This is a genomic window from Microbacterium sp. (assembly GCF_046295495.1).
GTDB lineage: Bacteria > Actinomycetota > Actinomycetes > Actinomycetales > Microbacteriaceae > Microbacterium.
The window spans coordinates 1-23,517 of the sequence record NZ_JBKBNC010000030.1; the positions used below are offsets into that span (position 1 = coordinate 1).

At 71.0% G+C, this 23,517-nt stretch carries 24 protein-coding genes; 13 read left to right on the forward strand and 11 right to left on the reverse strand.

What is annotated here, in order from left to right; all coding sequences use genetic code 11:
• Positions 1 to 129: 129 nt before the first annotated feature.
• Positions 130 to 912, reverse strand: a complete 783-nt coding sequence (locus ACK4LS_RS10985; protein WP_409717030.1) for an ABC transporter ATP-binding protein — start codon at positions 910 to 912, stop codon at positions 130 to 132.
• A gap of 138 nt (positions 913 to 1,050) precedes the next feature.
• Positions 1,051 to 2,241: a glycogen synthase gene (gene glgA / locus ACK4LS_RS10990; RefSeq protein ID WP_409717032.1), complete on the reverse strand. Its 1,191-nt coding sequence runs from the start codon at positions 2,239 to 2,241 to the stop codon at positions 1,051 to 1,053.
• A gap of 77 nt (positions 2,242 to 2,318) precedes the next feature.
• Here glgA and glgC point away from each other — a divergent pair, with 77 nt between their 5' ends.
• The gene (gene glgC, locus ACK4LS_RS10995) at positions 2,319 to 3,563 is read left to right on the forward strand and encodes a glucose-1-phosphate adenylyltransferase (RefSeq protein WP_409717034.1); all 1,245 of its coding nucleotides are present in this window, start codon (positions 2,319 to 2,321) and stop codon (positions 3,561 to 3,563) included.
• An 88-nt stretch (positions 3,564 to 3,651) separates the two neighbouring features.
• Here the strand turns inward: glgC and ACK4LS_RS11000 are convergent, their stop codons facing one another.
• On the reverse strand, positions 3,652 to 4,125 hold the full coding sequence (locus ACK4LS_RS11000; RefSeq protein WP_409717036.1) for an S-ribosylhomocysteine lyase: 474 nt from the start codon (positions 4,123 to 4,125) through the stop codon (positions 3,652 to 3,654).
• 140 nt (positions 4,126 to 4,265) lie between these two features.
• Here ACK4LS_RS11000 and serB point away from each other — a divergent pair, with 140 nt between their 5' ends.
• Positions 4,266 to 4,907, forward strand: coding sequence for a phosphoserine phosphatase SerB (serB, locus tag ACK4LS_RS11005; RefSeq protein WP_409717038.1), 642 nt, complete (start codon positions 4,266 to 4,268; stop codon positions 4,905 to 4,907).
• A gap of 127 nt (positions 4,908 to 5,034) precedes the next feature.
• Entirely contained in the window at positions 5,035 to 5,745 is a 711-nt protein-coding gene (locus ACK4LS_RS11010) for an alpha/beta fold hydrolase (protein WP_409717040.1), read from the forward strand.
• 33 nt (positions 5,746 to 5,778) lie between these two features.
• Here ACK4LS_RS11010 and fabG read toward each other — a convergent pair whose 3' ends face one another.
• A complete protein-coding gene (fabG, locus tag ACK4LS_RS11015) occupies positions 5,779 to 6,489 on the reverse strand; it encodes a 3-oxoacyl-ACP reductase FabG (protein ID WP_409717085.1) in 711 nt (236 codons plus the stop codon).
• Between the two features lie 321 nt (positions 6,490 to 6,810).
• On the opposite strand from fabG, the gene ACK4LS_RS11020 reads away from it, so the two are divergent.
• The 4 genes from ACK4LS_RS11020 to ACK4LS_RS11035 all read left to right on the forward strand — a co-directional run bounded on the left by ACK4LS_RS11020 (position 6,811) and on the right by ACK4LS_RS11035 (position 9,407).
• Positions 6,811 to 7,611: a DUF4190 domain-containing protein gene (locus tag ACK4LS_RS11020; protein ID WP_409717042.1), complete on the forward strand. Its 801-nt coding sequence runs from the start codon at positions 6,811 to 6,813 to the stop codon at positions 7,609 to 7,611.
• A gap of 180 nt (positions 7,612 to 7,791) precedes the next feature.
• The gene (locus ACK4LS_RS11025; RefSeq protein ID WP_409717044.1) at positions 7,792 to 8,166 is read left to right on the forward strand and encodes a DUF3099 domain-containing protein; all 375 of its coding nucleotides are present in this window, start codon (positions 7,792 to 7,794) and stop codon (positions 8,164 to 8,166) included.
• The gene (locus ACK4LS_RS11030; RefSeq protein ID WP_409717045.1) at positions 8,163 to 8,369 is read left to right on the forward strand and encodes a hypothetical protein; all 207 of its coding nucleotides are present in this window, start codon (positions 8,163 to 8,165) and stop codon (positions 8,367 to 8,369) included. Before ACK4LS_RS11025 ends, ACK4LS_RS11030 begins: the two co-directional genes overlap by 4 nt.
• 180 nt (positions 8,370 to 8,549) lie before the next feature.
• Positions 8,550 to 9,407, forward strand: coding sequence for an SURF1 family protein (locus ACK4LS_RS11035; RefSeq protein WP_409717087.1), 858 nt, complete (start codon positions 8,550 to 8,552; stop codon positions 9,405 to 9,407).
• 106 nt (positions 9,408 to 9,513) lie between these two features.
• On the opposite strand, the gene ACK4LS_RS11040 is transcribed toward ACK4LS_RS11035, so the two are convergent.
• Positions 9,514 to 11,112: an ABC-F family ATP-binding cassette domain-containing protein gene (locus ACK4LS_RS11040; RefSeq protein WP_409717047.1), complete on the reverse strand. Its 1,599-nt coding sequence runs from the start codon at positions 11,110 to 11,112 to the stop codon at positions 9,514 to 9,516.
• A gap of 331 nt (positions 11,113 to 11,443) precedes the next feature.
• Here ACK4LS_RS11040 and ACK4LS_RS11045 point away from each other — a divergent pair, with 331 nt between their 5' ends.
• The 5 genes from ACK4LS_RS11045 to ACK4LS_RS11065 all read left to right on the forward strand — a co-directional run bounded on the left by ACK4LS_RS11045 (position 11,444) and on the right by ACK4LS_RS11065 (position 16,429).
• The gene (locus tag ACK4LS_RS11045) at positions 11,444 to 12,466 is read left to right on the forward strand and encodes an iron-siderophore ABC transporter substrate-binding protein (RefSeq protein WP_409717049.1); all 1,023 of its coding nucleotides are present in this window, start codon (positions 11,444 to 11,446) and stop codon (positions 12,464 to 12,466) included.
• A 20-nt stretch (positions 12,467 to 12,486) separates the two neighbouring features.
• Positions 12,487 to 13,533, forward strand: a complete 1,047-nt coding sequence (locus ACK4LS_RS11050) for a FecCD family ABC transporter permease (RefSeq protein ID WP_409717051.1) — start codon at positions 12,487 to 12,489, stop codon at positions 13,531 to 13,533.
• Positions 13,530 to 14,579, forward strand: a complete 1,050-nt coding sequence (locus ACK4LS_RS11055; RefSeq protein WP_409717053.1) for a FecCD family ABC transporter permease — start codon at positions 13,530 to 13,532, stop codon at positions 14,577 to 14,579. Before ACK4LS_RS11050 ends, ACK4LS_RS11055 begins: the two co-directional genes overlap by 4 nt.
• Before the next feature lie 103 nt (positions 14,580 to 14,682).
• Positions 14,683 to 15,537 (forward strand): ABC transporter ATP-binding protein, encoded by an 855-nt coding sequence (locus tag ACK4LS_RS11060; protein ID WP_409717055.1) that lies wholly within the window; start codon positions 14,683 to 14,685, stop codon positions 15,535 to 15,537.
• Entirely contained in the window at positions 15,521 to 16,429 is a 909-nt protein-coding gene (locus ACK4LS_RS11065) for a siderophore-interacting protein (protein WP_409717057.1), read from the forward strand. The genes ACK4LS_RS11060 and ACK4LS_RS11065 overlap by 17 nt, the downstream gene beginning before the upstream one ends.
• Positions 16,430 to 16,716: 287 nt before the next feature.
• Here ACK4LS_RS11065 and ACK4LS_RS11070 read toward each other — a convergent pair whose 3' ends face one another.
• The 6 genes from ACK4LS_RS11070 to sufB form a co-directional block, all read right to left on the reverse strand.
• On the reverse strand, positions 16,717 to 17,880 hold the full coding sequence (locus ACK4LS_RS11070) for a MalY/PatB family protein (protein WP_409717059.1): 1,164 nt from the start codon (positions 17,878 to 17,880) through the stop codon (positions 16,717 to 16,719).
• A gap of 196 nt (positions 17,881 to 18,076) precedes the next feature.
• Positions 18,077 to 18,406 (reverse strand): metal-sulfur cluster assembly factor, encoded by a 330-nt coding sequence (locus tag ACK4LS_RS11075; protein WP_013586729.1) that lies wholly within the window; start codon positions 18,404 to 18,406, stop codon positions 18,077 to 18,079.
• Positions 18,407 to 18,415: 9 nt separating this feature from the next.
• Positions 18,416 to 19,186, reverse strand: a complete 771-nt coding sequence (gene sufC, locus ACK4LS_RS11080; RefSeq protein ID WP_409717062.1) for a Fe-S cluster assembly ATPase SufC — start codon at positions 19,184 to 19,186, stop codon at positions 18,416 to 18,418.
• A 40-nt stretch (positions 19,187 to 19,226) separates the two neighbouring features.
• Positions 19,227 to 19,556: a non-heme iron oxygenase ferredoxin subunit gene (locus tag ACK4LS_RS11085; RefSeq protein WP_076675369.1), complete on the reverse strand. Its 330-nt coding sequence runs from the start codon at positions 19,554 to 19,556 to the stop codon at positions 19,227 to 19,229.
• Positions 19,553 to 20,758 carry a Fe-S cluster assembly protein SufD gene (gene sufD / locus ACK4LS_RS11090; protein ID WP_409717064.1) on the reverse strand — a complete coding sequence of 402 codons (1,206 nt, stop codon included), beginning with the start codon at positions 20,756 to 20,758 and terminating at the stop codon, positions 19,553 to 19,555. The genes ACK4LS_RS11085 and sufD overlap by 4 nt, the downstream gene beginning before the upstream one ends.
• Positions 20,759 to 22,177 (reverse strand): Fe-S cluster assembly protein SufB, encoded by a 1,419-nt coding sequence (gene sufB / locus ACK4LS_RS11095; protein ID WP_409717066.1) that lies wholly within the window; start codon positions 22,175 to 22,177, stop codon positions 20,759 to 20,761.
• 249 nt (positions 22,178 to 22,426) lie between these two features.
• Between sufB and ACK4LS_RS11100 the strand changes: the two genes are divergently transcribed.
• Positions 22,427 to 23,413, forward strand: a complete 987-nt coding sequence (locus tag ACK4LS_RS11100; protein WP_409717068.1) for a COX15/CtaA family protein — start codon at positions 22,427 to 22,429, stop codon at positions 23,411 to 23,413.
• Positions 23,414 to 23,517 lie beyond the last annotated feature (104 nt).

Genomic DNA, 23,517 nt, shown 5'->3' on the forward strand with positions numbered 1-23,517 from the left:
GCCGCGAGCCGCGAGCCGCGAGCCGCGAGCCGCGAGCCGCGAGCCGCGAGCCGCGAGCCGCGAGCCGCGAGCCGCGACCCGAGCACACGCTCGGCTCACCCGGAGCCGCGCAGGCGGAAGACGGCCGCGTCACACCGCGCGAGCCGCGTATCGCCCCGCCTCGCGCGTCAGCGTGATCTCGAGACCGAACGTCGCCGACAGGTTCTCGGCCGTCAGCGCCTCGTCGAGCGGACCGGATGCCACGACCTCGCCGTCGCGCAGCAGCAGCACGTGGGTGAACCCGACGGGGATCTCCTCGACGTGGTGCGTGACCATCACCATCGCCGGCGTCGTGGGCGCCTGCGCGTAACCCGACAGCAGCGTGAGCAGTTCCTCACGCGCGCCGAGGTCGAGGCTGGCCGTCGGCTCGTCCAACAGGAGCAGTTCGGGATCGGTCATGACCGCCCGCGCGATCTGGACGCGCTTCTGTTCGCCGTCGCTGAGCGTGCCGAACGTGCGGTCGGCGAGGTGGTCGAGACGCCACTCGGCGAGCACGCGCAGCGCTCGACGCTCGTCGATGTCGTCGTAGTCCTCGCGCCAGCGCCCCACCACCGAGTACGCGGCGGTGAGCACGACGTCGAGCACGGTCTCTTCCGGCGGCACGCGACGCGCCATCGCCGACGACGCGAAACCGATCCGCGGACGCAACTCGAACACGTCGGTGCGACCGAGACGCTCGCCGAGGATCGTCACCGTCCCCGACGTGGGGTGCAAGAGCGTGTCGGCGAGCTGCAGGACGGTGGTCTTGCCGGCGCCGTTGGGACCGAGCACGACCCAGCGCTGGTCGTCCGACACCGTCCAGTCGAGGTGGGACACGATGTCCCGGGCATTCCGGCGGACGACGACGTCGGAGAACTCGAGCACCTGGGGCATGCCCCCAGCCTAACGGCCGCGCGCGCCCGATCCCGGCGAAACGCGGCCCCGCGGGCACGAGCCGGAACAGCATCGACGACGACCCCGCTCCGCCGCCTCGCGGACCGCGGGCCGAAGCCGGAAGCGCGCCGCCGAGACCTACTTCCCCGCGACCTCCGCGTACAGCGCCGCCGTCGTCTCGGCGATCGCGGCCCAGCTGAAGTCGTCGATCGCGCGCCGACGTCCGGCCTCACCGTAGGCGCGGGCCCTTCCGGCATCCGTCACGACCTCCGTGAGCACACGGGCGAGGTCGTCGACGAAACGATCGGGGTCGACGGGCGTCCCCGTGCCGTCCTGCACCTGCTCGATCGGCACGAGCCGTCCGGTCACGCCGTCGACGACGACCTCGGGGATACCACCGGTCGCGGTGCCCACGACCGCGGCGCCGCACGCCATCGCCTCGAGGTTCACGATGCCCAGCGGCTCGTACACCGACGGACACACGAACGTGGTCGCCGAGGTGAGGATCGCGCACAGTTCGTTGCGCGGCAGAAGGCGGTCGATCCACACGACGCCGTCGCGCGTGGCCTGCAGCCCGCGCACGAGCTCCTGCACCTCCGCCATGATGGCCGGTGTGTCGGGTGCGCCCGCGCACAGGATCAGCTGCACCTCGGGCGGGAGCTGCTCGGCCGCGCGCAGCAGGTAGGGCAGGCCCTTCTGCCGGGTGATGCGCCCCACGAAAACGACCGACGGCCGCGACGGGTCGATCCCCTGCTCGGCGAGGAACGCGTCGTCCGGCACCGGATGCCAGGCCTCGGTGTCGATGCCGTTGTAGATGACCCGCACCTTGGCCGGATCGAGCGACGGGTAGCTGCGCAGGATGTCGGCGCGCATGCCCTCGCTCACGGCGACCACCGCGGCGGCGCCCTCGTAGGCCGTCTTCTCGATGTAGCTCGACACCGCGTACCCGCCGCCGAGCTGCTCGGCCTTCCACGGCCGCAGCGGCTCGAGGCTGTGCGCGGTCACCACGTGCGGGATGCCGTGCAGGAGCGATGCCAGGTGCCCGGCGAAGTTGGCGTACCAGGTGTGGGAGTGCACGACGTCGGCGCCCGCCACGTCGGAGACGATCTCGAGGTCGGTGCCGAGCGTCTGGATCGCACCGTTGGCGCTCGACAGCTCCGCCGGCACGGAGTACGAGGTGGTGTCGGCCTCGTCGCGGGCGGCGCCGAACGCGCGCACCTGCACCTCGACACCCTCGGCGCGCAGCGCCTTGACGAGCTCGGTGGCGTGGACCCCGGCGCCCCCGTAGATCTCCGGCGGGTACTCCTTGGTCACGATGTCGACGCGCATGGAACGAACCGTAGTACAGCGCAAGGCGCGCCGCAGACGTATATCCGCATCCCCGTCCGCGCCCCTAGGGTGGTGCCATGCCTGCAGCGCCGAAGGTCTTCGGAATCATCCTCGCCGGCGGCGAGGGAAAGCGACTCATGCCCCTGACGGCTGACCGCGCCAAACCCGCCGTCCCCTTCGGCGGCCAGTACCGCCTGATCGACTTCGCGATCTCGAATCTCATCAATTCGGGCCTGCGTCAGCTCGTCGTGCTGACGCAGTACAAGTCGCACAGCCTCGACCGCCACATCTCCCAGACGTGGCGCATGTCGCCGATGCTCGGGTCGTACGTGGCATCCGTCCCGGCCCAGCAGCGCCTGGGCAAGCGGTGGTTCTCGGGGTCGGCCGACGCGATCCTGCAGTCGATGAACCTCATCCGCGACGAGAAGCCCGACATCGTCGTGGTCATCGGCGCCGATCACGTGTACCGCATGGACTTCGGGCAGATGCTCGACGCCCACATCGCCTCCGACGCGCGCGCCACCGTGGCCGGCATCCGCCAGCCCATCTCGCTCGCGAACCAGTTCGGCGTGATCGACACCGACCCCACCGACCCGACGAAGATCCGGGCGTTCCTCGAGAAGCCCCAGGACCCCGAGGGCCTGGCGGATTCGCCGCACGAGGTGCTCGCCTCGATGGGCAACTACATCTTCGACGCCGACGCGCTCGTCGAAGCGGTCACCCACGACGGTGAACTTCCCACGTCGGCCCACGACATGGGCGGCGACATCGTTCCCTACTTCGTCAATCGCGGCGAGGCGGCGGTCTACGACTTCCAGCGCAACGACGTACCCGGCTCCACCCCGCGCGATCAGTCGTACTGGCGCGACGTGGGCACGATCGAGTCGTTCTACGACGCCCACATGGATCTGATCTCGACCCTGCCCATCTTCAACCTCTACAACACCGACTGGCCGATCTTCTCGCAGACCTTCAATGCCCCGCCGGCGAAGTTCGTGCGCGACTCGGTGGGTCGCATCGGCAACGCGATCGACTCGATCGTGTCGCTCGGCTCGGTGCTGTCGGGAACGCACCTCGAGCGCAGCGTCGTGGGCCCGTGGGCCCTCGCGGGCGGCGGGTCGACGATCACCGACTCGGTGCTCTTCGACAGCGTGCAGGTGGGCGCGGGAGCCCGCATCCACCGCGCGATCCTCGACAAGAACGTCGTGCTCGAACCCGGCGCCACCATCGGCGTCGACCGCGAACGCGACCTCGCCCGCGGCTTCACCGTCACCGAGACGGGCATCACCGTCGTCGGTAAAGACGTGCACGTCCACGCGTGAGCCAGATGCCGGCACGATCCGGATGCCAGGACGGGGCGGTGACCGAGATGGTCACCGCCCCGTCGGCGTAACGCTGCGAGAACGACAGTCAGACGCCGACGCGCTGGAACGCGTCGCGCGAGATGCCCTTCTCGAGAACAGCCTTCGACCACTCGCGGGCGCTGTGCAGGCTGTGGTCGCGGTAGTTGCCGCAGCTGAACGCGTCGGTGCCCGGGACGTCGTCCCACTCCACGTCCTCCGCGATCGCGCGCAGGGAGTCGGAGATCGCGTCGACGAGGGCGCCGACCTCGGGCTCGCCCCACATGATCACGTGGAACCCCGTGCGGCAGCCGAAGGGCGAGATGTCGATCAGGCCGTCGATGCGGTCACGAACGAGGCTCGCGAGCAGGTGCTCGATCGTGTGCAGACCGGCGGTGGGGATCTCGCCCTCGTTCGGCTGCACCAGACGCAGGTCGAAGTTCGAGATCACGTCGCCGCGCGGGCCCGACTCGGTGCCGATCAGGCGAACGTACGGCGCGAGGACGGCGGTGTGGTCGAGGGTGAAGCTTTCGACGTCGGCCATGGGGAGGTCCCTTCTCAGGAAGCGGCGGAAACGTCCAGCCTACGGGCGGCCTCCGCGTGGGGCCGCGCCCGTGACGCCGTGCGACGCACCCCGCCCCGCGGCGACGGCCTCGCCGGATCCCACGCGCTAGGGTCGAGCGCGTGACTTCGACCGCTCGCTTCCTCGTCGTGCTCGACGCCGACTCGACCCTGATCCGCAACGAGGTCATCGAACTCCTCGCCGACGAGGCGGGCCGCGGGGCCGAGGTCGCTGCCGCCACCGAAGCGGCGATGCGCGGCGAGGTCGACTTCGCCACCAGCCTGCGCTCGCGCGTGTCGGCGCTGGCGGGCGTCTCGACCGACGCCTTCGCGAGAGCCATCGCCCGCATCGAGCCCACCCCGGGCGTCCACGACCTCATCGCCGCGGTGCACGAGCGCGGCGGCGTCGTCGGCGTCGTCTCGGGCGGCTTCCACGAGGTGCTCGACACCGTCGCCCCCGACCTCGGCGTCGACGTCTGGCGCGCGAACCGCCTGGTCGCGGCCGACGGCGTGCTCACGGGCGAGGTCGACGGCGAGATCGTGGATGCCGCGGCCAAGGCCGAGACGCTGCGGCGGTGGGCCGGCGAGTACGGGGTCCCGGTCCGTCTGACGTTCGCGATCGGCGACGGGGCGAACGACCTCGAGATGATGAAGACCGCGAGCCTCGGGCTCGCGTTCAACGCCAAGCCGGCCGTGCGCGAGCGCGCCGACCTCGTCGTCGGCGCGGTCGATCTCGCACAGGTCATCGCGCTGCTGCCGCGCTGACGAAGGATCGCCCCGGCGCGAGCCCGAGCGCGCGGTCCCGGAGCCCCTCGAGGGGGCTTCCCTCGAGGCACCCGCGCTCCACCGACCCGGCCTTCCCGATGTCGGACCCCCGTTCTACGCTCGCGGCATGGACGTTCTCCTGATACCCGGTCTCTGGCTCGACGCGTCGTCGTGGCGCCACGTCGTCCCCTCGCTCGAGGCGGCGGGGTATCGCGTCCACCCCCTGTCGATGCCCGGCCTCGGAGTGCCAGCAGCCGAATCCGCCCACCTCGGCATCGCCGACTGGGTCGACGCGGTCGTGCGCGAGATCGACCGGGGCGACGAGCCGGTCGTGCTCGTCGGCCATTCCGGCGGCGGCAACGTCGTGTGGGGCGCCGCCGACGCCCGGCCCGCACGCGTGTCTCGGGTGATCCTCGTCGACACGATCGCCCCCACCGACGGTTCGGGCATCTGGGAGTTCCCGATCGTCGACGGTGTCGTGCCGTTCCCCGGCTGGGAGACGTTCGACGAGGCGGAGGTGGCCGACCTCGACGCCGACACGCGTGCGCGGCGCGGCCGCGAGGTGATCGCGATTCCGGCGCGCATCCCCACCGATCCGCTCCCGTTGTCGAACGACGCCCGGCATGGCATCCCGACCACCATAATCACGAGCACCGTGACCGCTGCCGAGCTTCGCGAGACGCTCGCCGGTGAGCCCGGCTGGGCTCGCGAGATGAACGCGATCGACGAGCTCGAGATCGTCGACCTCCCGGGCGGCCACTGGCCGCAGTTCGCTCAGCCCGAGGCTCTCGCGGAGGTGATCGTCACCGCGATCCGGCGACAGCCCGTGGCGCCCTAGCGGCAGCCGCGGCGGGAAGAGACGGGCGTGCCGTCAGTGCCCCATGCCGAGGCCGCCATCGACGGGGATGACCGCCCCCGAGATGTAGGCGGCGTCGTCGCCGGCGAGCCACGTGACGACACCGGCGACCTCGTCAGGCGACGCGAAACGTCCGGCGGGGATGTTCTTCTTGTACTCCGCCTGGGTGTCGGCGGGCAGCTCGGCCGTCATGTCGGTCTCGATGAAGCCCGGAGCCACGACGTTCGCGGTGATCCCGCGACCCCCCAGCTCACGCGTGAGCGAGCGCGCGAAGCCGACCAGCGCGCTCTTCGAGGCGGCGTAGTTGATCTGCCCCGCCGATCCGTACAGCCCGACCACGCTGGAGATCAGGATGACGCGACCCCAGCGCGCCTTGAGCATGCCCTTCGACGCCCGCTTGACGACCCGGAAGGCTCCGCCGAGGTTCGTGTTCACGACGCTGTCGAAGTCGTCCTCGCTCATGCGCAGCAGAAGCGTGTCCTTGGTCACGCCGGCGTTGGCGACCACGACGGCGATGGGGCCGAGCTCGGCTTCGACCTGCGAGAACGCGGCGTCGACCGCCGCGGCATCGGTCACGTCGGCCCGCACCGTCAACGTCCCCTCGGGGCCCTCACCCGAGCGGGCGGTGACGGCGACCTTCCAGCCCTCGGCGACGAAGCGCTCGGCGATCGCCCGACCGATGCCCCGGTTTCCTCCGGTGACGACGACGACGCGGTCCGGAGAGATGCGGTCCTGAGACATGAAGGGAACTCCTGGGCTTGCGGAAGACGGAACCGGCCCAGCCTACCGACCCGGCCCCGCGCCCCGGCCTCCCGACCGCCCCTCGCATCGGCCCGCGTCGACCTTCGATGGCCGCGCGAACTCCGGCGCGGGCCCCCGACCCCTCCGACGGCGGCACGCAGACCCGCGCAGCCCCGGGCCGACACGTCCGACACGTCCGACACAGTGATCCACGGGCAGGTCGCGCCGCGCAAACCCGCGCGGGAGGTTTGACACGGGCCGAGCGGCGCTGAAACGCTGGGGCGGAGCGCGACGAAAGGGACCACCGTGAGCGACGACCGCCCCACCGATCCGAACAAGGCCGACCAGGCGGGACCGTACGACACCCCGTCTGCGGGAATCCCCGCCGCACCGTACGCCCCGCCCACCGACGCGCCGTACAGCGACGCCCCGCCGGTCGACGCGCACGACGCCTCCGCCGCTCCCGTGGAGGACGCCTCCCACGCCGACGCCCCGCGCACCGACGCGCCGTCCGACGTCGAGTCCCCCGCGGCGCCGTCCTCCGACACCGGCGCACCGACGAGCGACTCGCACACCCCCTCGTACGACGCGCCGAGCGCCGCGGCGACCTACGCCGCTCCCCCCGCCCCTCCCGCCCCCGGCGCTGCGGCCGCCCCCACCGTCCCCGCGTACGGACAGGACGCGTCCGGCTCCCCGGCCCCCGCCGCGGCGGGATACGGTGCGCCGGGATACGGTGCGCCGGGATACGGTTCGTCGGAGTACGGCGCCGTCGGGTACGCGACCCCGGGATACGGCGCGGCCGGATACACCGCGCCGGGTTACGGCTACGGCGCCCCGGTGCGCACGAACACGCTGTCGATCGTGTCTCTCGTGGCATCGCTCGTCGGACTCTTCATCTTCCCGGTCGTCGGACAGATCGTTGGGGTGATCACGGGGCACATCTCGCTCAAGCAGATCAAGACGAACGGCGAGGGCGGCCGCGGTATGGCCGTGGCGGGACTGCTGATCGGCTACATCAGCCTCGCTCTCGGGGTGCTCGCCATCATCGCCTTCGCGATCTTCATCGCCGGTGTGGCCGGCTCGAGCGGTTCGCGCTACGGCGTCTGAGGCCGCGGGCGAGCCGCCCCGCGGCATCCACCCCGCGGCATCCCCCCGTGAGCGGGAACGACGCGCCGACGACCTTACCGGCGGCGGTCGTTCTCCGTGTTCCCCGCTTGTCATGACGTCGAGACGACGGGCCGGGGAACGCGCCGGCCCCCGCCCCGACGGGCGTACCCTGAGACCACTGTGAAGACAAACCGCGCCCAGTCCGCGACGTCGCTCCCGAAGGCTCCCCGGGAGGACGCCGACACCCGTTTCACCAAATACATGGTGATGATGGGCATCCGCATCGCCTGTTTCATCGCGATGGCCGTCGTCACGCCCTACGGCTGGTACACGTTCGTCTTCGCGGCCGGAGCGATCTTCCTCCCCTACCTCGCGGTGATCGTCGCCAACGTCGGTCAAGACGCGGCCGACACCACCGCCATCAGCCCCGAGCGCGCGATCGAGGCGCCCCGCCCCGCGCCCGCCGCGGCGGCCGCCGCCGCCCCCGACGCTCCTCTCGTCATCCGCATCGCCGAGACACCCCGCCTCGACGCGCCGCGCGACGACCGGTCGTGACCGACGCGCCCGCCGAGTGCTCCCGGGCCGGATGCCGTGACACGGCGGTCTGGGCCATCCGGTGGCGCAACCCCCGCATCCACACCGCGGACCGGCGCAAGACGTGGGTCGCGTGCGACGAGCACGTCGCCTACCTGCGCGAGTTCCTGAGCGCACGCGACTTCCCGGTCGAGGTGGCGGGCCTCGCCGAAGAACCGGCGTGAGCACATGCCCGGCGCCACCCGACGTACCCTGGATGACGTGGCTGGAAGACGTGACCCGAGCACACGTGACGCGTGCGCCGTCGGCGGCGCCCGCGTGATCTGCTCCCGGGCCCGCGCGGCGAGACATGGCCGGGTCGACTCGTGAGCTCTCGCGAGACCCCCGCCGCCGCCCGCTGGGCGATGTACGTCGGCGTCGCGATCCTCTTCGCGATCGCCTGCGGCTTCCTCTCGAACTGGCAGTTCTCGCGCAACGCCGAGCGCAGCGAACAGCTTCAGCTCGTCGACGCCAATTACGACGCCGCCCCCGTGCCCCTCGGCGACCTGCTCGCCCCCGGTGCCCAGCTGACGCCGTCCGACGAGTGGCGCCCGGTTCGACTCGAGGGGCGCTACCTCCCCGAGGAGCAACTCCTGGTTCGCAATCGCGCGCACGGCGGCTCGGCCGCGTACGAGCAGCTCGTGCCGTTCCGCCTCGACGACGGACGCACGTTCCTCGTCGATCGCGGGTGGCTTCCCCCCGGCAACCGTCAGTCCGAACCCGACGAGATCCCCGCTCCGCCCTCCGGCACCGTGGTCGTCGAGGTGCGGCTGCGCCCCGGCGAGGCCGCCCCCACCTCGGGGCGCACCGCCGAAGCGGGTCAGGTCCCCACGATCAACCTCGGCCTGGTCGCCGAGCAGACCGGCCCGCTCGAACAGGGCGCGTACGGACTGCTCATGTCCGAGTCCCCCGCGCCCGCGACCGCACCGATGACCGTCGACCCGCCGAGCGACGACCCCGGGCCCTACCTGTCGTACGCCATCCAGTGGATCCTCTTCGCGATCATGGGCTTTGGCTTCATCACGTACGTCATCGTGAGCGAGCGACGCCTGCGGCGGGAGGATGCCGACGACGACGACGAGCACGACGTCCCCGCCACGCCGTCTGCCGAGCCGGCGCCGACCGAGCGACGCCGCGTCGACCCGGTCGCCCTTCACCGCTCGCGCAAGCGCCCCCGCGATCGCGACGCCGACGACGAGGACGCCCTGCTCGACGCGCGCTAGTCCCGGCGCACGCGCTGGGCCCGGCACGCGGGGAGCGACGCTCCCGGCATCCGATCCCGCCGCTGTCCGGAACCCCCGACCCGGTTTCGCCGGACCGGGCCCGGCCTCACGCCAGCGTGATCAGGTCCGCGTAGTCGCGACCCCAGATGTCCTCGACGCCGTCGGGGAGGATGAGCACGCGCTCGGGGTTCAGCGCCTCGACGGCGCCCTCGTCGTGCGAGACGAGCACGACCGCGCCCTCGTAGTGCGCCAGTGCGCCGAGGATCTCCTCGCGCGAGGCGGGGTCGAGGTTGTTCGTGGGCTCGTCGAGCAGCAGCATGTTGGCCGACGACACCACGAGCGTCGCGAGCGACAGACGCGTCTTCTCGCCACCCGAGAGCACACCCGCGGGCTTGAGCACGTCGTCGCCGACGAACAGGAACGAACCCAGCACCTTGCGCGCCTCGGTCGCCGTGATGTGGGGCGCCGCCGACATCATGTTCTCCAGCACCGAGCGCCCCACGTCGAGGTTCTCGTGCTCCTGGGCGTAGTAGCCGATCTTGAGGCCGTGACCCGGCTCGAGCTGACCGGTGTCGGGCTGGTCGACGCCGGCGAGGATGCGCAGCAGCGTCGTCTTCCCGGCACCGTTCAGACCCAGGATCACCACGCGCGAACCGCGGTCGATCGCCAGATCGACGTCGGTGAAGATCTCCAGCGACCCGTACGACTTCGACAGGCCGGATGCCATGAGCGGGGTCTTGCCGCACGGCGCGGGCTTGGGGAACCGCAGCTTCGCGACCCGCTCGTCCTGACGCACGTCGTCGAGACCCGACAGCATCTTCTCGGCGCGCGCGACCATCTGGTGCGCGGCCGCGGCCTTGGATGCCTTCGCGCCGAAACGCGCCGCCTGCAGCTGCAGCGCGGTCGCCTTCTTCTCGACGTTGGCGCGCTCCTTCTTGCGGCGCTCCTCGTCGGCCACCCGCTGGCGCAGGTAGTTCTTCCAGTTCATGTTGTAGACGTCGATCACCTGGCGGTTCGCGTCGAGGTAGAACACGCGGTTCACCGTCTCGCCCACCAGCTCCACGTCGTGCGAGATCACGATGAGCCCGCCCTTGTACCCCTTGAGGAACTCGCGCAGCCACACGACGCTGTCGGCATCGAGGTGGTTGGTCGGTTCGTCGAGGATCATCGTCTGCGCGTCCGAGAACAGGATGCGCGCGAGCTCGATGCGACGACGCTGACCACCCGACAGTGTCTTCAACGGCTGATCGAGGATGCGGTCCGGCAGCGACAGGTTGTGCGCGATGGATGCCGCCTCGGCCTCGGCCGCGTAGCCGCCCGCCGCCTCGAAGCGCTCGGTGAAGTTCGCGTACTTCTTCATCGCCTTGGCCGCGACCGCGGGGTCGTCGTCGGCCATCGCCAGCGACGCCTCGTACATGCCGAGGGACAGGGAGCCCAGGCCGCGGGCGTCGAGGATGCGCGTGCGCGCGAGCATCTCGGGGTCGCCCGAACGAGGGTCCTGGGGCAGATAGCCCAGCTCGCCCGAGCGGTCGACGCCGCCGTTCGCGGGGAGCAGATCTCCGGCGAGCACCTTGGTGAGCGTCGTCTTGCCGGCGCCGTTGCGCCCGACGAGGCCGATCTTGTCGCCGTCGGAGACGCGGAACGCCACGTCGGACATGAGCACGCGGGCACCCACGCGGATCTCGAGGTCGTGCACGGCGAGCACAGCGGACGTCCGTTCAATCGGGGAAGGGGAACCGGCCGAGAAGGCCAGCCACCCAGTATAAGGCGCGGCCCCTGCGAGCCCGCCGACAGCCCGCCCTCCCCCGGTATTCCGCCGTCACGCCCGGGTCGGGGCGACGGCGACGCCGTACCGGATGCCGGCCCGTCGGCGATGCCGGCACCGGATGCCGGCCCGACGGCACGACGCGAACCGCGACCGGTCGGTGTCTCGGCATCGAGACGATCCCGCGGGTTCTCGCCGTCCCGGTTTGCGTTCCGCCCCGGCGACTGACCTAAACTAAGCCTATCCTTACCTAACACGCAGGAGGCTCTTCGTGTCCCGATACCGCGCTCTGGCGGCTCTCGCCGTCGGTTCCGCCCTCGTCCTGACCGGCTGCGCCGGCACCTCTGCCGCTCCCGGAGGCGAGGCCGCGCAAAGCTCCGACGGCGTCTTCCCCGTGACCGTCGACAGCGCCCTGGGCCAGGCCGTCATCGAGAAGAAGCCCGAGCGCGTGGCGACGGTCGCGTGGTCGAACCAGGAGGTCCCCCTCGCGCTCGGCGTCGTGCCCGTCGGCATGGCCAAGGCCACCTGGGGCGACGACGACGGCGACGGCGTCCTCCCGTGGGTCGAAGACAAGCTGAACGAGCTCGGCGCCGAGACTCCGGTGCTCTTCGACGAGACCGACGGCATCGACTTCGAGGCCGTGGCCGACACGCAGCCCGACGTCATCCTCGCCGCCTACTCCGGGCTGACGCAGGAGGACTACGACACCCTGTCGAAGATCGCCCCCGTCGTCGCCTACCCCGACGCCGCGTGGGGCACGACGATGGACCAGATGATCCAGCTCAACTCGAAGGCCCTCGGCCTCGAGAGCGAGGGCGACGCCCTCATCGAGCAGATCAAGACCGAGTCGCAGGAGGCGTTCGACGCGCACCCGACCCTGGCCGAGGCGGCTCCCCTCTTCGCCTTCACCGACCCCACCGATCTGAGCAAGATCACCTACTACACCTCGCACGACCCGCGCGCGGGCTACCTGCACGCGTTCGGCATGCCCGAGCCCGAGCAGGTGACGAAGACCTCCGCCGAGATCGACGCCTTCTACAGCGACATCAGCTCCGAGAACGCCGACGTCTTCAACGACGTGGGCCTGTGGATCACCTACGGCGCGACCGACGGCTCGACCGTCGCACAGCTGCAGGCCGACCCGCTGCTGTCGAAGATCCCCGCCGTGGCCGCCGGCCACATCGCCGTGCTCGAAGACGGCACGCCGCTCGCGGCCTCGGCCAACCCCTCGCCGCTGTCGGTGGGCTGGGGCCTGTCGAAGTACCTCGACGTGCTGACCGCAGCCCTCGGCTGATCCCTCGGAACGCGCCCACCGTGACCTCCCGCTCCGCCGTCGCCGACGTGCTTGCCGACACCGCCTCCATGCGGCGCTCGGTCGGCCGCCGTCTGTGGTGGCTGCTGGCGCTCGCGGTGGGCGCGATCGTCGTGTCGGCGGCATCCGTCGCCTTCGGCACGCGCGACGTCTCGCTCCCCGAGATCGTGTCCGCCTTCACGGGCGGCTCCGGCGTCGGCGAGGCGGCGGTGACCACGCGCATCCCCCGCACCGTGCTCGGACTGCTCGTGGGCGCCGCTCTCGCGATGGCCGGCCTCACGATGCAGGCCGTCACCCGCAACCCCCTGGCCGACCCCGGCATCCTGGGCGTGTCGGCCGGCGCCGCCCTCGCGGTGGTCGCGGGCATCGCGTTCTTCGGCCTCACGAGCGCGACCGGGTACATGGGCTTCGCGATCGTCGGCGCCGCGGTCGCGGCGGTCTTCGTCTACACCGTCGGCTCGCTGGGCCGCGGGGGCGCGACGCCGCTGAAGCTCGCGCTCGCGGGCGCGGCCACCACGGCCGCCTTCAGCTCGCTGTCCAGCGCCATCCTGCTCCCCCGCGTCGATCTGCTCGAGGTGTTCCGCTTCTGGCAGATCGGCGGCATCGGCGGGGCGGGTTGGGACCGCGTGCAGATCCTGCTCCCCGTGCTCGCCGCCGGGGCCCTGGTGTGCGTCCTGTGCTCGCGGGGGATGAACTCCCTCGCCCTGGGCGATGACGTGGCCACCGGCCTCGGCGAGCACGTCGGCCGCACGCGCGTGATCGCGTCCGTCGGCGCCGTCGTGCTGGTGGGAGCGGCCACCGCGGTCGCGGGCCCGATCGCCTTCGTCGGCCTCGTCGTACCGCACGTCTGCCGCCTCCTGATCGGCACCGACCACCGATGGCTCGTGCCGTTCTCGGCCCTGGGAGGCGCGATCCTGCTCGTCGGCGCCGACGTCGTGGGACGCCTGATCGCCCGCCCGACCGAGGTCGAGGTCGGCATCCTCACCGCCCTCATCGGGGCGCCCTTCTTCATCTGGATCGTCCGTCGGCAGAAGGTACGCGAGCTGTGAGCACCGTCCGTGAGCACTCCCCCGACGTCGCCGCCCTGGCGCGGGGACGCCGTACCCGCGCCAGGCGCCGGTCCGTGGTGACCCTCGTGCTGCTCGCCGCCGTGGCCGCGGTGTTCCTGGCCACCCTCATGGTGGGCAACACGTTCTACTCCCTGGACCAGGTCTGGCGGGTCGTGCTCGGGCAGACCGTACCCGGCGCGTCGTTCACGATCGGCGAGTTGCGCCTGCCGCGTGCGAGCCTGGGGCTGCTGTCCGGTCTGGCGTTCGGCATGGCCGGGGTGACGTTCCAGACGATGCTGCGCAACCCGCTCGCCTCGCCCGACATCATCGGCATCTCCTCGGGCGCGAGCGCGGCCGCCGTCGTGGCGATCATCGGCTTCTCCCTGTCCGACACCCTCGTCTCGGTGTTCGCGCTCGTGGGCGCCCTCGCCACCGCGGCGGCCATCTATCTCCTCTCGCGCAAGGGCGCCTTCACCGGCACGCGCCTGGTTCTCATCGGCATCGGCGTGGCCGCCATGCTCGACAGCGTCACCACGTGGATGCTGACCCGCGCGGCGAACTGGGACCTGCAGACCGCCATGCAGTGGCTCACCGGCAGCCTGAACAACGCCTCGTGGGGGCGCCTGCTGCCCCTCGCCGTCGCGGTCGCGGTCATCGTGCCGCTGATGGCCGGCAACACCCGCGGACTGGCCGTGCTGCGCCTCGGCGATGACAGCGCCGCCGGTCTCGGGGTACGCGTCGAGCGGACGCGCCTGCTCCTCATCGTCGGGGCGGTGGTGCTGCTGGCCGTCGCCACGGCGGCATCCGGACCCATCGCCTTCGTGGCGTTCATGGCGGGGCCCATCGCCGCGCGTCTCATCGGCCCGGGCGGCTCGCTGCTGCTGCCCGCGGGGCTCGTGGGTGCGCTGCTGGTGATGCTGTCCGACCTGCTCGGGCAGTTCGCCTTCGACAACCGCTACCCCGTCGGCGTCGTCACCGGCGTGCTGGGTGCCCCCTACCTCATCTACCTGCTCATCAGGACGAACCGCTCCGGAGGCTCGCTATGACCGGAACACCATCGCCCGCCGCGGGCGTCACCACCGCGAGCCGTGTCGGGTGGCCCGCGGGGTGCACCGCCCCGGATCGCGCCCGCACCCCGGAGGGACGCTCATGACCGCGAACCGCACCCTCTCCGCCGAGAACGTCACCCTCGCCTACGGCGACCGCACGATCGTCGACCACCTCGATCTCGAGCTCCCCGCCGGGCGCATCACCGCGATCGTCGGGGCCAACGGCTGCGGCAAGTCGACGCTGCTGCGCGCCCTCGCGCGCCTGCTGCCACCCAAGACCGGGCGCATCGTGCTCGACGGCAAAGCGCTGCACGAACGCCCGTCGAAGGAGGTCGCCCGCATCCTCGGGCTCCTCCCCCAGAGCCCGATCGCTCCCGAGGGCATCGCCGTCGCCGATCTCGTGGGCCGCGGACGGCACCCGCATCAGCGCGCGCTGGCGCGCTGGAGCACCCGCGACTACGAGGTCGTGGCCGAAGCCCTCGCCGCGACGGGCATCAGCGACCTCGCGGACCGCTCGATCGACGAGCTCTCCGGCGGTCAGCGACAGCGCGTGTGGATCGCGATGGCCCTCGCGCAGGAGACCGACATCCTGCTGCTCGACGAGCCCACCACCTTCCTCGACGTCGCCCACCAGGTCGAGGTGCTCGACCTCCTCACCGACCTCAACCGCGACCGCGGGACCACCACGGTCATGGTGCTGCACGACATGAACATGGCCGCGCGCTACGCGGATCACCTCGTCGCCCTGCGCGAGGGCCGCATCGTCGCTGCCGGTGACCCCACCGACGTCATGACGAGCGACCTCATCGCCGAGGTCTTCGGTCTCGATGCGCTCGTCGTCCCCGATCCCGTGTCGGGAACCCCTCTCGTCCTGCCGCGCGGCCGCCACCACGTCAGCGCCCGCGTTCCGTCCGTCGACTCCACCCGGGAGCCCCACGATGCCCTCCAGTCTTGAGACGTCGCGGTTCTTCCGCGCGCGCGTCGCCCGTATCACCGACCTGACGCCCAGCTTCCGCCGGTTCACCTTCACCGGCGACGACCTACACGAGTACGGCGACCCCGGCTTCGACCAGCGCATCAAGGTCGTCTTCCCCACCGACGCCATCCCCCTGGATGCCATGCCCACCGGCGCGGACTGGTGGACGCGGTGGCGCGAGCTGCCCGACGCCTCCCGCCCTCCGTTCCGCACGTACACGACCCGCGCCGTGCGGCGAGCCGAGCGCGAGGTCGACATCGACATGGTCGCCCACGAGGTCCTCGGACCCGCCTCCGCGTGGATCCAGAACGCCCGCCCCGGCGATGAGGTGCTCGTCTTCGCGCCCACCGTCGCCCTGCGGGAGGTCAGCTTGGGCGTCGACTTCGTCCCGCCCGCCCAGACGGGCGGTTACCTGCTCGCCGGCGACGAGACCGCCGCCCCGGCGATCGCCGTCATCCTGGAGCAGCTCCCGCCCGAGGCCACGGGCACCGTCGTGCTCGAGGTGCCCACGCCCGAGGACTGCGCCTACCTGCCGCGGCATCCGGGCTTCTCCTTCCACGTCGCCGCGCGCACCGGCGGCGAGCGTCACGGCCACCTGGTCACCGCCACCCGGGAGGCCGCCTACGCGCTGACTCCCGAGGGCCACGGCGAGGAGGTCGAGGAGGTCGACATCGACGAGGGGATGCTGTGGGAGGTGCCCCGCACCGCGAAGGGCGGCGCCGCCCTGAAGAAGGCCCCGCTCTACGCCTGGCTCGCGGGAGAGGCCTCGGCGATCAAGACGCTCCGCCGCCACCTCGTCACGGAGCGCGGAGTCGACCGTCGCGCGGTGGCCTTCATGGGCTACTGGCGCACGGGCCGGGCGGAGTGCTGACGAAACCCCGGATGCCGTGACCCCGGCCGGGCAGCGTGCCCGAGCCGCGTGGGGCGAGCCCGGTGTGCCGGGCCCTGTGGGGCGAGGCCGGCGAGAAGAGCTGGGGGCGCCGAGACCGCGGCCCAACCGTCACGCCCGTGCGTGACCTCATCTGCTCCGCTGGGCATCGCCCCCGACCGTCTCGTCGAGCTCGCCCGCCGGATCCGAATGGGTATCGGTGCGATTGCCGCTGACTTCGGCGGACACGTCCTCGTCCGGTGTGCCGAGCCGGGGGCGCCCGGGCGCGCTCAGGCCGCGGGCACCAGCTTCCCGATGCGTTCGATGGCGTCGCGGAGCACCTCGGGCGCGCACCCGACGTTGATGCGAACGTGTCCGACGCCCTGCTCGCCGAACAACGGGCCGTGGTGCAGCGCCACCTTCGCCTCGCGGCGGATGAACGGTGCGGGGTTCTCGCCCCAACCGTAGGCCGACACGTCGACCCACGCGAGGAAACCGGCGTCGGGGAGGCGGTAGCGCGCGAGCGGCAGGTGCTCGGCGAGCAGTTCGGCGAGCAGGCGGCGGTTCTCATCGAGCGCGGCGAGCAGCGCCTCGAGCCACTCGTCGCTGTCGACAGAGAACGCGGCCCGGTTGGCGAGCACTCCGAACAGTCCCGCGCGCCACTCGACCTCCCACGGCAGTGCCCGCACGACCGCCGCGGTGCTCTCCGACCCGGTCACGATCACCGCGCACTTCAGGCCGGCGAGGTTGTACGTCTTGCTCGCACTCGTCACCGTGTAGCCGACCGCCGCCGCCTCGGGCGCGGCATCCAGGAACGGGGTGAACACCGCCGGCGCGTGCGTGAGCGGCGCGTGGATCTCGTCGCTGACGACGCTTGCGCCGTACCGCGCGGCCAACCGGGCCAGGGCGGCCAGGCTCTCGCGCTCGTGCACGGTACCGGTGGGATTGTGCGGGTTGCACAGCAGCACCGCCCGCGCTCCCTCGGCCAGGGCCCGCTCGATACCGGCGAGGTCGAGACTCCACCGCTCACCGTCGTCGATCAGCGGGACGCGCTCGACCACCGCGCCCGCCTCCTCCACGGTGTCGTAGAACGGGGGGTAGACCGGGGGTGTCACGATCACGCGGTCTCCCGGTGAGGTCACCGCGCGCAGAACCTCGACGACGCCCATCATCACATCGCCGGTCCATCGGATGCGCGACGGGTCGATCCGCCACCCCCAGTGCCGGTCGGCGTACGCCGCGAAGTCGAGGTCGATCCCCGGTCGCGGCGGCGTGTAGCCGGTGTCGCCGATCTCGACGGCGCGGTGCAGGGCGGCCGTGATGACGGGGGCGAGGGGGAAATCGGTCTCGGCCACGAACATGGGGATGACGTCGTCGCCGTAGGAGCGCCACTTCGTGCTGCTGCGCTGGCGCAGGAGCTCGAGCGGCAGGGCCTGCAACGGGGGAACGCTCATTCCGAAAGCCTAAGTCGGCGCTCGGGTGCCACGGAATCCGCGTGTCAGACGGGGACACACGATCGCGGCGCGACACGGTCGGCGCCTGCAGTCGCAGCGCGCGGTCGCGGCGCGCGGTCGCGGCGCGCGGTCGTCGGCCCGCCTCGGAACGACCGAACGCCCACCCCGGGTGAGGTGGGCGTTCGGTCTGGCAGAGTCAGATCGCGAAGCCGAGGGCGCGCATCATGTCGCGGCCGTCGTCGGTGATCCGCTCGGGGCCCCACGGCGGCATCCACACCCAATTGATGCGGAAGCGGTCCACCACGTTGTCGAGGGCCTGAGCGGTCTGCTCTTCGAGCACGTCGGTGAGCGGGCAGCCCGCCGAGGTGAGGGTCATGTGGATGACGAGCGCGTCGTTCTCGTCGTCCCACGCGAGGTCGTAGATGAGACCGAGGTCGACGACGTTGATCCCCAGTTCTGGGTCCATGACGTCTTTCAAGGCCTCGGTGACCTCGTCGTACTTCTCGGGAGCGAGCGTTGCGGTCATGTAACGATCCTACGCGTCGATCGGGGTACCGGCCTCGAGGAAGCGGTCGTAGCCCTCTTCCTCGAGTCGGTCGGCGAGCTCGGGCCCGCCCTCTTCGACGATGCGTCCCTTGACCACGACGTGCACGTAATCGGGACGGATGTAGCGCAGGATGCGCGTGTAGTGGGTGATGAGGAGCACGCCGAGGTCGGTCTGCTCCTTGGCGCGGTTCACACCCTCCGACACGATCTTCAGCGCGTCGACGTCGAGGCCGGAGTCGGTCTCGTCGAGCACCGCGATCTTGGGCTTGAGCAGCTCGAGCTGAAGGATCTCGTGACGCTTCTTCTCGCCGCCCGAGAAGCCCTCGTTCACGTTGCGGGCGGCGAACTTCGCATCCATGCGCAGGTTCTCCATCGCGCCCTTGACGTCCTTGGTCCAGGAGCGGATCGCCGGCGCCTCGCCGTCGATCGCCGTCTTGGCCGTGCGGAGGAAGTTGGTCACCGTGACGCCGGGGATCTCGACCGGGTACTGCATCGCCAGGAAGAGACCGGCGCGAGCGCGCTCGTCGACGCTCATCTCGAGCACGTCTTCCCCGTCGAGGGTGATGGAGCCGCTCGTGACGGTGTATTTGGGGTGACCGGCGATCGTGTAGGCCAGGGTCGACTTGCCCGAGCCGTTGGGGCCCATGATGGCGTGGGTCTCACCGGTGCGCATGGCCAGCGTCACGCCGTTGAGGATCGGGGTCGTACCGTTCTCCGTCTCGACCGTCACGTGGAGGTCGCGGATCTCGAGGACAGACATGGTGTTCCTTACTCGTAAGTCTGGGGGTCGTGGGCGCGGCTCAGGCCGTCGCCTTGGTGACGGAAGGATCGATGAGCACGTCGTCTCCGTCGATCACGACCTCGTACACGGGCACCGGCTCGTAGGCCGGGAGGTTCAACGGGCGACCGGTCTTCAGCGAGAACGCCGAGCCGTGCGCCCAGCACTCCAGCGTCTCTCCCTCGACGAAGCCGTCCGAGAGCGAGATGTCGCCGTGCGTGCAGACGTCGCCGATCGCGTGCACATCGCCGTTGCCGTCGAGCACGACGGCGATCGCGACCCCGTCGATCTCGACGCGACGGGCCTCGTCCTGCACGAGTTCGCTCAGCGCGCACGCGCGCGAAGCGCTCACGCGGCCGCTCCCTCGGCGAGCTCGCGCTCGATGGCCTGGATGAGCTCGGTCTCGAGCTCGGGGATGCCGATGCGCTGCACGATCTCGCTCAGGAACCCGAGCACGACGAGGCGCCGCGCCTCGCCCTCGTCGATGCCGCGCGCCTGCAGGTAGAACAACTGCTCGTCGTCGAAGCGACCGGTGGCGCTGGCGTGGCCGGCCCCCTGGATGTCACCGGTCTCGATCTCGAGGTTCGGGATCGAGTCGGCGCGCGCACCGTCGGTGAGCACGAGGTTGCGGTTGGCCTCATAGGAGTCGGTGCCGGTGGCATCCGGTCCGATGAGCACGTCGCCGATCCACACGCTGCGGGCGCTCTGCCCCTGCAGCGCGCCCTTGTAGAGCACGTCGCCGACGGTGTGGGGGCCCTTGTGGTGCAGGTACACCTGCGACTCGAGGTGCTGCCCGGCGTCGGAGAACGACAGACCGTACAGACGCCCCTCCGCGCCGGCGCCCGAGAGCTCCACCGACGGGTTCACGCGCACGACGCCGCCGCCGAAGCTCACCACGACGTGGGTGAGCTTGGCGTCGCGGTCGACGCGGGCCTGGTGCGAGGACGCGTGGACGGCCTCGTCGGCCCAGTTCTGCACCGACACCACGGTCAGGTCGGCGCCGTCGCGCACGATGATCTCGACGTTCTGCGCGTGCTGCGCCGTACCCTCGTGACGCAGCACCACGGTGCCGCGCGAGTTCGGCTGCGCCTCGATCACGACGTGAGCGTGCGCGAGGCCGCCGGTGCCGGTCAGGCGCACGACGACGGGCGCGTCGAGCTCGACGTTCGCGGGGATGCGCAGCAGCGGCGCCTCGGCCTCGTGCGTCCATGCCAGGGCGGCGAGCAGGTCTTCCGGGCGGAAGTGCTCGCCACGCGGGGCCTCACCCGCGGCCAGTCGACTCTGCTCGAGGCCCGTGGGCGCTTCCACGTCGACGATCATGACACCGGTGGGACCGGCCTCGTCGACGAAGAGCGGCGCGAGCCGGTCGAGCGGGCTGAGCTTCCAGTTGACCTCGCGCCCCGTGGGGACGCCGAAATCGGCCGGGTCGAACGAGGTGAGTCGCTCCGACCGGGTCTGCACCGGAACGACGGATGCCACCAGGGCGGCCGGGTCGATGTGACCCCCGGCGGAGGCAGGTGCCTGCTCCGCGGGGGTCTGTGTCGCAGTCGTCATTTAACCGACGGATCCTTCCATGCCCATCTCGATGAGCTTGTTGAGCTCGAGCGCGTACTCCATGGGCAGCTCGCGCGCGATGGGCTCGATGAACCCGCGCACGATCATGGCCATGGCCTCGTCCTCGGGCAGGCCGCGCGACTGCAGGTAGAACAGCTGCTCCTCGCTGACCTTCGAGACGGTGGCCTCGTGCCCGAGCTGCACGTCGTCGACGCGGATGTCGATCGCGGGGTACGTGTCGGAGCGCGAGATCGTGTCGACCAACAGCGCGTCGCAGCGCACGGTGTTCGCGGAGTGGTGCGCGTTGGCATCCACCCGCACCTCACCGCGGTAGCCGGCGCGACCGCCGCCGCGGGCGATGGACTTCGACACGATCGAGGACTGCGTGTACGGGGCCATGTGGACCATCTTCGCGCCGGCGTCCTGGTGCTGACCGGGACCGGCGAAGGCGACCGAGAGCGTCTCGCCCTTGGCGTGCTCGCCCATCAGATAGATGGAGGGGTACTTCATCGTCACCTTGGAGCCGATGTTGCCGTCGACCCACTCCATGGTCGCGCCCTCGTGGGCGACGGCGCGCTTGGTGACGAGGTTGTAGACATTGTTCGACCAATTCTGGATCGTCGTGTAGCGAACGCGCGCGTTCTTCTTGACGATGATCTCGACCACGGCCGAGTGCAGGGAGTCGCTCTTGTAGATCGGCGCCGTGCACCCCTCGATGTAGTGCACGTAGCTGTCTTCGTCGGCGATGATCAGCGTCCGCTCGAACTGACCCATGTTCTCGGTGTTGATGCGGAAGTACGCCTGCAGCGGGATCTCGACGTGCACGCCCTTGGGGACGTAGACGAAGGAACCGCCCGACCACACGGCCGTGTTCAGCGCGGCGAACTTGTTGTCGCCGGCGGGGATGACGGTGCCGAAGTACTCCTCGAAGAACTCGGGGTGCTCGCGCAGCGCCGTGTCGGTGTCCATGAAGATGACACCCTGCTGCTCGAGGTCCTCGCGGATCTGGTGGTAGACCACCTCGGACTCGTACTGCGCGGCGACGCCGGCGACGAGGCGCTGACGCTCCGCCTCGGGGATGCCGAGCTTCTCGTACGTGTTGCGGATCTCTTCCGGAAGGTCTTCCCAGGTCTGCGCCTGCTTCTCGGTCGAGCGCACGAAGTACTTGATGTTGTCGAAGTCGATCTCGCTCAGATCGGCACCCCAGGTGGGCATCGGCTTGCGGCCGAAGAGCTGGTAGCCCTTCAGGCGCGTCTTGAGCATCCACTCGGGCTCCGACTTGAGCGCGGAGATGCCACGCACGACGTCTTCGTTGATTCCGCGCTGCGCGAGCGCGCCGGCGGCATCTGTGTCGTGCCAGCCGAACTCGTATTGCCCCAGGCTTTCGAGCTCTGGTCGGTCGATGAGTACATCGGACATGGTGATCACTCTCCTTCTCGGGCTTCAACGGTGTCATCCGCCCCGACATTCCGGACTCCGGTCGAAGTCCCAGGAATGTCGCTGGTGAGCCCGCTCGAAGGCGCTGGCTGCGCGCCTAGACTGTCTCTGGTGCGGATCGCGTGAGCGCTGCACCCGGACCCTTCGATTCTACAGGCAACACCCGCTCCCGGCATGGCAGGCCCGGTCTCCCGAACGCCCGGAGCACCTCGACGCCAGGAAGCCGTACGCATGCCCTCCGCCCCGTCCCCCGCCCTCTCTCCGCGCGTTCCCGCCGCCGTGCGCCGCGTCGTCGCGTGGCTGCCCACCGACGTCGACCGCCGGGTGCGGGTCTTCGCGTGGCTGTCGTTCGTGGCGGAGGTGCTGATCATCGGCACCGGCGGAGCGGTGCGGTTGACCGGGTCCGGCCTCGGCTGTCCGACCTGGCCCCGCTGCACCCCCGACTCTCTCGTGAACACTCCCGAGATGGGCATCCACGGCATCATCGAGTTCGGCAACCGCACGCTCACGGGCCTCGTCGGCATCCTGGCCCTCGCCGTCGTCGTCCTCCTGTGGCGCATGCGTCGCGAGCGCCGCACCCTGTTCGTCCTCTCGCTCGTGGTGCTCGCGGGCATCGTCGCGCAGGCGGTCGTGGGCGGGATCACGGTGCTCACCGGACTGAACCCCTTCATCGTCGGCTTCCACTACGTCGCCTCGGTCTCGCTGGTGGCGGTGTGCGCGGCCTTCCTCGTGCTCATGTATCAGCCGGCCGGGCCCCGCACCCTCGCCGCCCCCCGCTGGTTCGCCGGGCTCGTCCACGCCACCACCGGTGTGCTCGCCCTGACGATCGTCTTCGGCGTCCTCACCACCGGCGCCGGGCCCCACTCGGGAGACGAGGCCGCGGGCCGCAACGGATTCGACGCGGAAGTCCTCGAGCACGTGCACGCGTGGCCCGGGTACGCGCTGTTCGCCCTCACGGTCGTGGTCGTCGTCATCGCCTGGCGCCTGCGGCTGCCCGCGCGCCGCTGGGCCACCGCCCTGCTGGCGGTCGAGCTCGTGCAGATCGCCGTCGGCCTCTACCAGGCGCGCAACGGGCTGCCCGAGCTCGCCGTGGGCACGCACATGGTGCTCGCGGCCCTGGCCGCCGCGACCATGACCGTCGTGGTGCTGCGCCTGAAGCTCCCGGCTGCGCGCACGGCTCCCGAAACGTCTCGCGAGACGCTCTCCGCCCGCGGCTGAGCCTCGCCCGGCCGCGCCCTCTCCCGCCCTGAGGCGGAAGCCTCGGCACCGCCCCCGGCGCCTCGGACGGGCAGCGGATGCCGCCTCGAGAGAGCCGACCCGGC